Origin of the sequence: Anaerotignum lactatifermentans DSM 14214 (assembly GCF_900142265.1) — a bacterium.
Lineage (GTDB): Bacteria > Bacillota > Clostridia > Lachnospirales > Anaerotignaceae > Anaerotignum > Anaerotignum lactatifermentans.
Genome location: NZ_FRAH01000005.1, coordinates 16,070 through 28,290, shown reverse-complemented (window position 1 = coordinate 28,290; position 12,221 = coordinate 16,070). Strand labels below are relative to the sequence as shown.

13 protein-coding genes are annotated in these 12,221 nt (G+C 43.6%); all 13 read left to right on the top strand.

The window, feature by feature from the left end:
* Positions 1 to 169: 169 nt before the first annotated feature.
* The 13 genes from infC (at position 170) to mutS (ending at position 12,206) form a co-directional block, all read left to right on the top strand.
* Positions 170 to 664 (top strand): translation initiation factor IF-3, encoded by a 495-nt coding sequence (gene infC, locus BUB35_RS02045; protein WP_054329437.1) that lies wholly within the window; start codon positions 170 to 172, stop codon positions 662 to 664.
* A gap of 50 nt (positions 665 to 714) precedes the next feature.
* The gene (rpmI, locus tag BUB35_RS02040; RefSeq protein ID WP_022254956.1) at positions 715 to 915 is read left to right on the top strand and encodes a 50S ribosomal protein L35; all 201 of its coding nucleotides are present in this window, start codon (positions 715 to 717) and stop codon (positions 913 to 915) included.
* A gap of 31 nt (positions 916 to 946) precedes the next feature.
* On the top strand, positions 947 to 1,303 hold the full coding sequence (gene rplT, locus BUB35_RS02035) for a 50S ribosomal protein L20 (RefSeq protein ID WP_022254957.1): 357 nt from the start codon (positions 947 to 949) through the stop codon (positions 1,301 to 1,303).
* Positions 1,304 to 1,401: 98 nt separating this feature from the next.
* Complete coding sequence (locus BUB35_RS02030; RefSeq protein WP_072848594.1) at positions 1,402 to 2,316, top strand: AEC family transporter; 915 nt, start codon at positions 1,402 to 1,404, stop codon at positions 2,314 to 2,316.
* Positions 2,317 to 2,468: 152 nt separating this feature from the next.
* A complete protein-coding gene (locus BUB35_RS02025; RefSeq protein ID WP_072848590.1) occupies positions 2,469 to 3,404 on the top strand; it encodes an AEC family transporter in 936 nt (311 codons plus the stop codon).
* 30 nt (positions 3,405 to 3,434) lie between these two features.
* Positions 3,435 to 4,229, top strand: coding sequence for a DUF2238 domain-containing protein (locus tag BUB35_RS02020; RefSeq protein WP_308758924.1), 795 nt, complete (start codon positions 3,435 to 3,437; stop codon positions 4,227 to 4,229).
* A complete protein-coding gene (locus tag BUB35_RS02015) occupies positions 4,229 to 4,825 on the top strand; it encodes a lactate utilization protein (RefSeq protein WP_072848589.1) in 597 nt (198 codons plus the stop codon). The genes BUB35_RS02020 and BUB35_RS02015 overlap by 1 nt, the downstream gene beginning before the upstream one ends.
* Positions 4,826 to 4,933: 108 nt before the next feature.
* Positions 4,934 to 5,446, top strand: a complete 513-nt coding sequence (locus BUB35_RS02010) for a transcription repressor NadR (protein WP_072848587.1) — start codon at positions 4,934 to 4,936, stop codon at positions 5,444 to 5,446.
* Between the two features lie 162 nt (positions 5,447 to 5,608).
* Positions 5,609 to 6,685 (top strand): PTS sugar transporter subunit IIC, encoded by a 1,077-nt coding sequence (locus tag BUB35_RS02005; RefSeq protein ID WP_072848750.1) that lies wholly within the window; start codon positions 5,609 to 5,611, stop codon positions 6,683 to 6,685.
* A 338-nt stretch (positions 6,686 to 7,023) separates the two neighbouring features.
* Entirely contained in the window at positions 7,024 to 7,512 is a 489-nt protein-coding gene (locus tag BUB35_RS02000) for a prolyl-tRNA synthetase associated domain-containing protein (protein WP_072848585.1), read from the top strand.
* Between the two features lie 125 nt (positions 7,513 to 7,637).
* Entirely contained in the window at positions 7,638 to 9,068 is a 1,431-nt protein-coding gene (miaB, locus tag BUB35_RS01995; protein ID WP_072848583.1) for a tRNA (N6-isopentenyl adenosine(37)-C2)-methylthiotransferase MiaB, read from the top strand.
* Between the two features lie 11 nt (positions 9,069 to 9,079).
* Positions 9,080 to 9,484 carry a YlbF/YmcA family competence regulator gene (locus BUB35_RS01990; protein WP_072848581.1) on the top strand — a complete coding sequence of 135 codons (405 nt, stop codon included), beginning with the start codon at positions 9,080 to 9,082 and terminating at the stop codon, positions 9,482 to 9,484.
* Between the two features lie 100 nt (positions 9,485 to 9,584).
* A complete protein-coding gene (gene mutS / locus BUB35_RS01985) occupies positions 9,585 to 12,206 on the top strand; it encodes a DNA mismatch repair protein MutS (protein ID WP_072848579.1) in 2,622 nt (873 codons plus the stop codon).
* The last annotated feature ends 15 nt before the right edge of the window (positions 12,207 to 12,221 follow it).

Below are 12,221 nucleotides of genomic sequence, written 5' to 3'. Positions count from 1 at the left end.
CGCTTCTCACCTTATGGCATGGGCTGATAAGGTTAATACAGTAGTACAAAACAGGGGTTCCTCTGTTTTTCTGTGTGCGCGGCGGATTTCTTCCGGCGCTATTTTTTATGCAGCCGAAAAGGGAATATTTCAAAAAATTTTTAGGAGGTGCTTGGCTATTACTGACTTAATGATTAACGAACAAATTCGGGACAAGGAAATTAGACTGATTGACGAAAATGGCGAACAGCTCGGCATCATGTCTTCCAGAGACGCCCAGAAAATCGCTGACGAAAGAAAGCTGGATCTGGTGAAAATCGCACCGACAGCAAAACCGCCCGTATGTCGAATTATGGACTACGGTAAGTACAAATTCGACCAGGCGAAAAAAGAAAAAGAAGCGAGAAAGAAACAGAAAACAGTGGACGTAAAGGAATTGCGTTTGTCCCCCAGTATCGATACCCATGATGTTCAGGTTAAGGTCAAGAAGGCCAACGAATTTTTGAAAAACGGGGATAAAGTTAAGGTAAGCATCCGTTTCAGAGGTCGTGAAATCGGTCATTCCAAAGCGGGCATGTTGATTTTGGAAAACTTTGCAAAAGAAACAGCAGAATTTGGCGTGATTGACAAAGAACCTAAGATGGAAGGCAAGAGCCTGGTAATGTTCCTGGCGCCCAAAGGCTGATAAGCCGGCAGAAAACAGTAAACAAAATGGTTTTTTAGGAGGAATACGAAATGCCTAAGTTGAAAACAAAAAAAGCAGCAGCGAAAAGATTCAAAATCACTGCAACAGGTCAGCTGAAAAGACAGAAATCCAATACACAGCATATTCTTGGTAAAAAGTCCAGAAAGAGAAAAAGAAATCTGAGACACGCTACAACAGTAGACAAAACTGTTCTGAACAGCGTGAAAAAGAGACTGTTACCTTACGCATAATTTCGAGGATATTTTTTAGGAGGACTTTAACATGGCAAGAGTAAAAGGCGCGTTGAACGCTAGAAAAAGACATAAAAAAGTACTGAAACTGGCTAGAGGCTACCGTGGCGCTAGAAGCAAACAGTACAGAGTAGCAAAACAGTCTGTAATGAAAGCAATGGCATTTGCTTTCGCAGGCAGAAAACAGACAAAGAGAGATTACAGAAGCCTGTGGATCACAAGAATCAATGCAGCAGCTAGAATGAACGACATCTCTTACAGCAAACTGATGCACGGTCTGAAACTGGCTGATGTAAACATCAACAGAAAAATGCTGGCTGAACTGGCTGTATCTGATCCCGCTGCTTTCACAACACTGGTAAACACAGCAAAAGCAAAATTGAGCTAATCAATTTTCGGGTAGGAAATAATGGATAAAATCTTGCAAAAGCAGGGTTTTATCCATTTTCTTTTTCTGTGAATTATCTGTTGGGGAGGTATTGTGGGATGGAAGCGATCATTGTAAAGGCTGCAGGTTTTCTGCTGATCATTGCACTGGGATTTATACTCAAAAGTGTTGGATTGTTTCGGGCAGAAGATAGCCGGGTTTTGGCAAATCTGGTATTGAAGATTACGCTGCCCATGTCCATTATCCATAACTTTGCGACACTGACGTTGAGTAAGACCCATTTGGTACCCATTGGTCTGGGTTTTTTGACAAACTTTGCCGTCATTGGTCTGGTGCTTTTGCTGACAAGAAAAATGAATGGTGCAAGACGTGCCTTTTTTCTAATCAATTGCGCAGGGTATAACCTAGGGCTTTGCGTACTGCCGTATCTGCAAAGCTTTTTCGATGCAGAAGCAGTTGCCATTATTTGCATGTTTGATGTGAGCAATGCCATGATGTGTTTTGGCGGTACATTTACCATTGCCATGACGGTAGCAAAGGGCAGAGGACAGATGGATAAAAAAGAAATTGTCAGAACACTATTTTCTTCCATGCCTTTTGTTACATATTTACTGATGATTGTCATGGCAGGATTGCATCTGCGTTTCCCGGAACCTGTTTATACTGTGGCAGGGATGATCGGAGAAGCAAATGCCTTTTTGGCAATGTTTCTCATTGGTCTGCTCTTTGAACCAAAAATCAGACGCAGCGAAGCAAAAGATATGATTTCTGTCATTTCTGTTCGTCTGATTGCAGGCATTGCATTTGCTTTGATCATTTACTTCTGTTTGCCGTTGCCGCTGCTGTACCGTCAGGTTTTGGCACTGGTGGTTTTTGGACCTATTTTGAGCGTTGCTCCTGTGTATACAGAACGTTGCGGATATAACCGTTCTGTTGCCGCAGTGCTCAATTCTTTTATGCTGCCATTCAGCCTTTTGATCATTACAATCTTGATGATGGTGATGCATATATAGTTAGACTTTCTCCGAACAATCATGCAGTTCGGAGATTTTTTTCTGTATTGTTTTCTGAATTTGAGAAAATATTGCGTATCAGGAAAAGTGTGATAAAATAATAAGAATATGGGGAAGTTTATGAAGAGATAGAAAGGAAAAGGAGATGGATAATGGAAGTATTTATAACAGCAGTAAATAAATTGATTATCATTTTTTTACTGGTTTTGATTGGTTGCTTTGCGAAGAAAAAGGATATCATTGATGATTGTTTTATTGATAAGTTTTCTGGATTTTTGACAAAAATTGTTGTGCCTTGTTTCATCATTTCATCCATGCAGCTGTCTTATACACCGGAATTGCTGCAGAAAGGTATTGTGGTTTTTGTAACTTGTATGATCATGCATATCTGGGGCATGTTGGTCGGCTTTGGAACAGGCAAGCTCTTCCGCGTGCCTCATATGAATCTGGGTATCTGGGTGTTCAGCTGTATGTTTGCTAACATTGGCTTCATGGGTGTACCTGTCATTTCTATGATCTTTGGCGGAAACAGCGTATTTTACTGCGCGTTTGCCACTGCGGCATTTAATCTGGCATCTTATACACTTGGGATCTGGATCATCGGAAGATATGGCGATGGCAGCCATCCAGTGGAAATTTCTCTGCGTCAGTTATTGAAATTGCCAGTGAATATTGCCATTATCATTGGTATGATTCTGTTTATTGGCAATATCCAGTTGCCGGAAGCCATTGGCGGTACTGTGAAAATGGTTGGGGATATGATTGCACCTTTGGCAATGATTTATATCGGTGCTGTTTTGGGACGGATGCGTTTGAAGGAAATGATTTATGATCGTTGGGCGTATGTGATTTCTATCATCCGTTTGATTGTTGTACCGCTGACAGCCTATCTGATGCTGCGTCCTTTTATCACAGATCAGCTGGTTTTGGGCGTTGTCATTGTAGGGCTTTCGACACCAATCGGTGCGTATTGTGCCATTTTGGCAGCCCAGTATGGAGCCGATGAAAAAACGGCTTCTCGTTATATCTTTATTTCAACAGCTTTGAGCATATTGACCATGCCATTTTTCTTCTTCCTGTTTATTTAAGAAATATGGCAAAGAAAGGATGTGTTCTGTTTGGATCATAAAAAAATGTCAAAACGTACAAAACGCCGTTTGACCATTCGCGGTGTTTTGTCTGCGTTGATTATTTTGGTTTTGGTACGTTCTATTATTATGGGAAGCTATGAAAATGCTTTTGTATGCATTTTGTCATTGGTTTTGTTTTGCGTGCCTATTTTTCTGGAAAAGCATCTAGCCATTGATATTCCGTCAGTTATGGAAGGAATTATCTATTGCTTTATCTTTGCAGCAGAAATTTTGGGCGAGATCAATTCCTTCTATACACTGATTCCCGGATGGGATACCATGCTTCATACACTCAATGGTTTTTTGGTGGCAGCAGTGGGATTTTGTCTGGTGGATTTGTTTAATCGCAGTGAACGGATGACATTTCGGTTATCTCCGTTATTTTTATCTATTGTTGCTTTTTGTTTTTCCATGACCGTAGGCGTTTTGTGGGAATTTTTTGAATTTTCTATGGATCAGCTCTTACATACGGATATGCAGAAGGATTTTCTTGTGCAAAGCGTTAATTCTGTATTGCTGAATCCATCAGGGCTGAACAATGTTGTCCGTGAACCCATCACCAGTCTGGTGGTCAATGGACAGGACTGGATGGAATTCCCGGGCGGATATGTGGATATTGGTCTCATTGATACCATGAAAGATTTGATGGTAAATTTCATTGGGGCAGTTGTTTTTTCTATTATTGGATTTTTCTATGTAAAAACAAGAGGGAAAGGCAAAATTGCTGCATGTCTGATTCCTGTTGTATTGCATGAGGAAGAGAAGAAAGAGGAGGAGTCATAATGGCTGATTTTGGGAAGGTAGCAGAAAATCTGAAAAAACGTGGATATGCTGTCAAAGAATTTGCAACAGCAAAAGAAGCGGCAGACTATCTCAATGGAGAAATTGATGGCGTCAGCGTTGGCTTTGGCGGTTCTGCTACATTGGATGTGATGGGACTGTATGATATGCTTTCCAGCCATAATACTGTTTATTGGCACTGGAAACAGGATAAGGATATGGCACGAAAAGCGGCTATGCAGACAGACGTATACCTGACTTCTGCCAATGCGCTGGCGGAAACAGGAGAAATCATCAATATTGACGGCGTTGGCAATCGTGTGGCATCCACGTTGTTTGGGCATCAAAAAGTTTATTATGTCATTGGTGAAAATAAGCTGGAACCAGACTTTGAAAAGGCTGTTGCCCGTGCCAGAAATATTGCGGCACCTCAGAGAGCGGCACAGTTTGGAAAAAAGACACCCTGCGTTGTGACAGGAAATGGATGTCAAGATTGCAGAAGTCCAGAACGGGTTTGCAGAGCAATGGTCGTTCTGTGGGAACCTATGATGGGTATGGATGCAGAAGTGATTCTCATTCATGAAAGTCTGGGACTGTAAAAAAGTTTTGATTGGAAAAGAATGGAAAGGGAAAGACTTTTCAAGTTTTGTTTTCTGTGATAATATGTTTGAAGCAGAGAGTGATCATAAGGGAAGGGAGGCATACCCTTGGAAAGCGAAAAAAGGCGGCAGAAAATCATAGAATTGCTGAAAAAACAGGAAGAACCCATCAGCGGCAGTCAATTGGCGGAACAATTTGGCGTGACTCGTCAGGTCATCGTAAAGGATATGGGAATGATCAAAGCGGGAGGACTGCCTTTGCTTGCGACAGCAAAAGGGTATTTGCTCCAGAAAGAAACAGATGGTTTACATAGACGAGAAATCCGTGTATGTCACAACAGAGAACAGATTGGTGATGAAATGCAGCTGATCGTAGATTTGGGCGGATATATATTGAATACCCATGTGGATCATCCCATATACGGCAGTGTTGGAGAATCTTTACGGATCAAAAGCCGCAGAGATATCCAGAATTTTCTGGCTAAAACGGAAGAAACAGGATGTATGCCCTTATTGGAACTGACCAATGGCGTACATAGCCATACCATTGCCGCAGAAGATGAACAGACATTGGATGAAATCTGTGCGGAACTGCAAAATGCTGGATATCTGCTGAAATAAATCATATGGAAATGAAAAGGATAAACCTCTTTAAAAGGGCGTTTATCCTTTTTTTGATGAAAATGTATGAAGAGAATGTCTTGCTTTTTTTGACGAAATATGATACCATACAACTCATGTAAATATAGGTGTATATACACCTTGAAAGGGGCGGAATATTTCGTGGAAAAAAATACAATTTGGCAGAAAATACTCAAACGCTATTTTATCAATGGTCTGAATGGGATGGCTTTGGGGTTGTTCTGTACGCTGATTGTAGGTTTGATTATCAAACAAATCGGGACATTTATTGGTGGCGATGTGGGGACGTTCATTGTGGCATTAGGTAATTTTGCTACTATGTGTACAGGGGCAGCCATTGGTGTTGGTACAGCTTATGTTATGGAAGCGCCACGGATGGTTGTGTTTTCCTCTGCTGTGACAGGTCTTTTGGGCGCTAACGCCGCAGCTTTTGCCAATGGGACATTGTTCCCGGAAACAGGTGGTATGCTTCTCAGCGGCGCTGGTGACCCTTTGGGGGCATTCATTGCAGCATTAGCTGGTTTGGAAATCGGGCGTCTGGTTTCCGGCAAAACAAAAGTGGACATCATCGTAACCCCTGTGGTGACCATTGGTGTGGGCGGCTGTATTGGAACACTCATTGGTCCTCCTTTGTCCGCAGCTATGACGCAGTTGGGGGATTGGATTCGGGTAGCAACCTATTTGCAGCCGTTCCTCATGGGGATTGTCATTTCTGTAGTTATGGGTGTTGCGTTGACACTGCCTATCAGTTCTGCGGCGTTATCCATCATTCTGGGATTGTCTGGTCTGCCTGCTGGTGCGGCTACCGTTGGCTGTTCTGCGCAGATGATTGGCTTTGCTGTTGCCAGCTTTCGGGAAAATAAATGGGATGGGCTGCTGGCACAGGGCATTGGCACTTCTATGCTGCAAATTTCTAACATTGTGAAAAATCCATTGATCTGGATTCCGCCAACATTGACTTCAGCTATTTTGGGACCTTTGGCAACGGTGGTTTTTCAGATGGAAAATAATCCCGCCGGCGGTGGCATGGGTACTAGCGGTCTGGTGGGGCAGATTATGACATGGCAGACCATGGCTGGCAGCAGAGGTGCAGGATTGCTTTTGTTCCAGATTCTTTTGCTCCACTTTATACTGCCTGCCATTTTGTCTTTTATTTTTTCCGAAATCATGCGGAAAAAAGGCTGGATTCGTTTTGGCGATATGAAACTGGATATTTAATGTAAAAAAGCATCGGAAACTGTGACGGCTGTTTTCTCATGAAGCAGCCCCTGAGCCATCCGATGCTTTTGCAATATGTAAAATAAAGTATGAGGGGGATCTAAACAAGGAAAAGAACCCGAGGGAAGCGGGTTCTTTTCAAAAGGGGAGGGTATGTATTACTATGTCTTCTTGCTTTGCCCTTGCTTTGGACACTTATAGGATACAAAATGACTGTGAATGCCGTATGTAGAGAATGTAAACAATTTGTGAACAATTCCCCTTTTTTCGGGAAAAGATTGCCATTTTATGCCGGAAACCGTATAATGAAGCCATTGAGAGAAAAAGGGGTTACACATATGTATCAGAAAGAAGATGTGAGAAAGTTTTTGGATGAAAAACAGATTTCCTATGAATGGTTTGATCATAAAGCAGTATTTACCATTGATGAAATGCTGGAAATCGGTCTGGAAAAAGAAGAAGATATTGCCAAAAATCTGTTCCTGCGGGATAACAAAGGCAAACGCCATTTTCTGGTAGTCATCCGTGAAAATAAGCAGGCAGATCTGAAAAGCTTGGGTGAAAAAATCGGCGCAGGTCGTCTTTCCTTCGCTTCAGAAGAACGCCTCATGAAATATCTGGGACTGACGAAAGGCTCTGTAACACCTTTTGTCATTCTAAATGATACAGACTGTGCAGTGGAAGTGATTTTTGACGAAGATTTCCGCAATCTGGATGCCATTGGCGTACATCCCAATGACAATACGGCTTCCGTTTTTCTTGCTTTTTCCGATCTGGTACAGATCATTGAGGAACACGGTAATTCCGTTACATTTCTTTCCTTATAATGTATGAGAAAAAACCGTTTTTTCTGGGAATTTGCCATTGAGGAACAAGTCGTATTGTGGTATACTAAATCCAAATGCGGACAATTTTTGTTGTGCGCAGAATAACAATATAGAAAGGAAATTCCATGGAAAGACAAAGAACAACCGCCCTGCCTGCGGAAGCGGAACTGGCGCGGCAAATGGAATATATCCGCGAGATTCGTCAGGAAAACGACAGATATTTTGCGGAAACCGGCAAACACAAAAAGTTTTATAGTTTGGCTATGGGCTGTCAGATGAACGCCCATGACTCGGAAAAACTGGAAGGTATGCTGGATGAAATGGGTTATGAACGTACCCAGGAAGAAACAGAAGCGGATTTCATCATCTACAATACCTGTTGTGTCCGTGAAAATGCGGAACTGAAGGTATACGGCAAACTGGGATGGCTGAAACATTACAAAAAACAAAATCCCAATGCGGTGGTAGCACTTTGTGGCTGCATGATGCAGCAGGATACGGTGTTGGAAACCATCCGTCAGAAATACCGTCACGTGGATTTGGTTTTCGGCACTTTCAATCTGTATAAGCTGCCGGAACTGATGAAAACCAGAGAAGAAAGCGGCTGCACCGTTTTCGATATCTGGCAGGAAAATCAGGAAGTGGTGGAAGACCTGCCCAGCATCAGACATTTCCCTTACAAGGCAAGTGTCAACATTATGTTCGGGTGTAACAATTTCTGCTCTTACTGCGTTGTGCCCTATGTACGCGGCAGAGAGCGCAGCAGAACACCCGAAGACATTCTGGCAGAAGTACGCAAACTGGCGGCAGATGGCGTCAAAGAAGTCATGCTGCTGGGTCAGAATGTAAACTCTTATGGTAAAAATCTGGAAAATCCAGTTTCCTTCGCAGAATTGCTGCGTATGGTAAATGAGGTGGAAGGCATTGAACGTATTCGTTTTATGACTTCTCATCCCAAGGATATGTCCGATGAACTGATTCTGGCAATGAAGGAATGTGATAAGGTTTGCAAAAACCTGCATCTGCCTTTCCAGTCCGGCAGTACGGAAATCCTCAAGAAAATGAATCGTCATTACACCAAGGAAGGTTATCTGGAACTGGTGCGGAAAGTACGGGAAGCAATGCCGGAAATCACACTGAGTACAGATATCATCGTTGGTTTCCCTGGTGAAACAGAAGAAGATTTCCAGGAAACACTGGATGTAATCCGCAAAGCACGTTACTGCACTGCTTTTACATTCATTTATTCCAAACGGACAGGCACTCCTGCGGCAAAGATGGAAAATCAGGTGCCGGAAGATGTGGTGAAAGACCGTTTCGACCGTATGTTACAGGTGTTGAACCCCATCGTTCACGAAGTAACAGAGGAACAGGTTGGCAAAGTCCTGCCTGTATTGGTGGAAGAAGTCAGCAAGCATGATGAAAACATTCTGACAGGCAGAACCGAACAGAATACACTGGTGCATTTTTCAGGCAGCAAAGACCTTATCGGTCAAATAGTGCCTGTGAAGATTATAGAAAATAAAACATTTTATGTAATTGGAGAAAGGATTTAAGGTGAAATAACATGGCAAGCGTATTTGAATTAGCAAGAACATTGGGCGAAGAACTGCAGAAAACTCCTCAGGTAGAAGCACTTCTGGCTGCAAAAATAGCTTATGAACAAGACCCTGAAATTTCCAAAGCAGTCGCAGAATATACACAGATGCATGACGAATTCCAGGCGAAAATGCAGGCTGGCGGCATCGCTCCCGAAGAACAGAAAAAATTCGCTGAAGAAATGAAAGCGCGCGGCGAAATCATTAAAAACAATAAACTGGCAGCAGATCTGTATACAGCAGAAATGAACTTCAACAACTTCATGAACTCTGTATTCAACATCATCACAGCAACACTGGCTGGCGAAGATCCTGAACAGAGTGGTGGCTGCAGCCCCAGTGCCTGCGCATCCTGTGGCGGTGGCTGCCACTAATGGTGCAGTAAGTAAAAAAGATTGTGTGACAGTACCCGAACTCCTGCAAAACAGGGGTTCGGGTTTGCTTGTAAAATAGCATAGGAAAGGAGGAAGATGGATGGCGAAAATAACACCCATGATGGAGCAGTACTTTGCGATCAAAGAACAGTATAAGCATTGTCTGCTTTTTTTCCGCTTGGGCGATTTTTATGAGATGTTTTTTGAAGATGCCGTCATCGCCTCAAAAGAACTGGAAATTACATTGACGGGAAAAGACTGGGGGCAGGAGGAGCGCGCGCCTATGTGCGGCGTACCTTTCCACAGCGCCGATGGATACATTGCCCGTCTTGTGGAAAAGGGCTACCACGTAGCCATTTGTGAACAGGTGGAAGACCCCAAACAGGCAAAAGGCATTGTAAAACGGGAAGTCATCCGCGTCATTACCCCCGGTACTGTGTTAGACCATACAGTGCTGGATGAAAGCAAGAACAATTACATCATGTCTATTTTTGGCGGGAAAAACGGCTATGGCTTAAGTGTTTGCGACGTTTCTACAGGGGAATTCCAGACAACAGAATTCCCGACTATTTTGGCAGCCTCTCGTATTCTGGATGAAGTGGCGCGTTTTTCTCCGGCAGAAGTGGTGTGCAACGAAGCTTTTTTGGAACACCCTGTGGCAAAAGACCTGAAAGAGCGTTTCCGCATTGCTTTCAGTGATGTGGATAACCGCATGTTTGCCTACGCGACAGCCAAAGATACGCTGGAACATCATTTCCATGTATCTTCTCTGGATGGTTTTGGGCTGGCGAAAAAAGAAATTGCTGTTTCCGCGGCAGGGGGGCTGCTGTGGTACTTGCTGGAAACCCAGAAAAATGATCTGGAGCATATTTCTGTGCTGAAATATTATACCATTGGCGATTTTATGCCATTGGATGTTGCCAGCCGGAGAAATCTGGAATTGACAGAAACCATGCGGGAGAAAAACAAGAAAGGCTCTCTGCTGAGCGTGCTGGATGAAACCAAAACAGCTATGGGTGCCAGAACATTGAGAAAATGGGTGGAACAGCCTTTGCTTTCCGCAGCGGAAATCTGCAAACGTCTGGATGCCGTGGAAGAACTGAAAAACGATTTGTTCCTGCGGGAAGAAATCAAGGATATTCTCCGTACCATGTTTGACTTTGAACGTATTATGGGACGTGTGGTATATCAGACAGCAAATGCCAGAGAATTGTCCATGCTGAAAAATTCCATTGAAAATCTGCCTTTGTTAAAACGGACACTGGGCAGATGCAAAAGCGGATATTTGCAGGAAATTTATGAAAAACTGGACCCTCTGGAAAATATTCATGACCTGATTGATCAGGCAATTGTGGAAGACCCTCCGTTTTCTGTAAGAGAAGGTGGTATGATTAAGCCCGGCTATTCCGATGAACTGGATACCTATACCAAAGCCAAAACCGAAGGCAAAGCTTGGATTGAACAAATGGAAGAAGAAGAACGGGAAAAAACAGGCATCAAAAACCTGAAAATCCGTTTCAATAAAGTTTTCGGCTATTATCTGGAAGTGACAAAGTCCAACCTGGAAGATGTGCCGGAAAACTATATCCGTAAACAGACCCTTGCCAACTGCGAGCGTTTTATTACGCCGGAATTGAACGATTTGGCAGAGCTGATTCTGGGTTCCGAAGAAAAAATAGTGGATTTGGAATACCAGCTCTTTACGGAAATCCGTAACGCCGTTGCGGCAGAAGTGGAACGGATTCAGCTTTGCGCCCACATCATTTCTGTCATTGACGCATTGCAGTCCTTGGCAGAAGTTGCGGAAAAACAGAATTACACCAAACCTGTGGTGGATGAAGGCGACATCATTGATATCAAAGAAGGTCGTCATCCCGTGGTGGAAAAAGCCATGGCAGGACAGTTTATTTCCAATGATACTTATCTGGACAGCGGCGATACCCGTCTGGCAATCATCACTGGTCCCAATATGGCAGGGAAATCTACGTATATGCGGCAGACAGCCCTCATTGTGCTTATGGCGCAGATTGGCAGTTTTGTGCCTGCGTCTTCTGCTCATATCGGCGTCGTTGACCGTATTTTCACCCGTGTAGGGGCTTCTGACGACCTGAGTGCCGGACAGAGTACCTTTATGGTGGAAATGACAGAAGTGGCAAATATCCTGCACCATGCTACACCCAAAAGCCTGCTGATTCTGGACGAAATCGGCAGAGGTACCAGCACATTCGATGGCTTGAGTATTGCATGGGCTGTATTGGAATATATCGCGGATACAAAACATGTGGGAGCGAAAACCCTCTTTGCCACACATTATCACGAATTGACAGAGCTGGAAGGCAAGCTGGCAGGGGTGAAAAACTACTGCATTGCCGTACAGGAACAGGGAGAGGATATCATCTTCCTGCGCAAAATCCAGCGGGGTGGCGCAGACCATAGCTATGGTGTGCAGGTTGCCCGTCTGGCAGGATTGCCGCCGAAAGTCATCAAACGCAGTAACCAGATTTTGAAACAGCTCAACGCGGCAGATATTACGAAAAAAGCGAAAAAGATCGCGGTGGAATCTCAGGAACAGCAGGAAGAAACCGTACAGCAGGTGAATATGTTCAACATGGGCGAAATGCAGCTGACAGAAGAACTGAAACAGCTGGATGTTATGGCAATGACGCCCATTGAAGCCCTGCAGAAACTCTTTGACCTTCAGAAAAAGGCAAAGGGCATGTGATAGAAAGGAGGACTG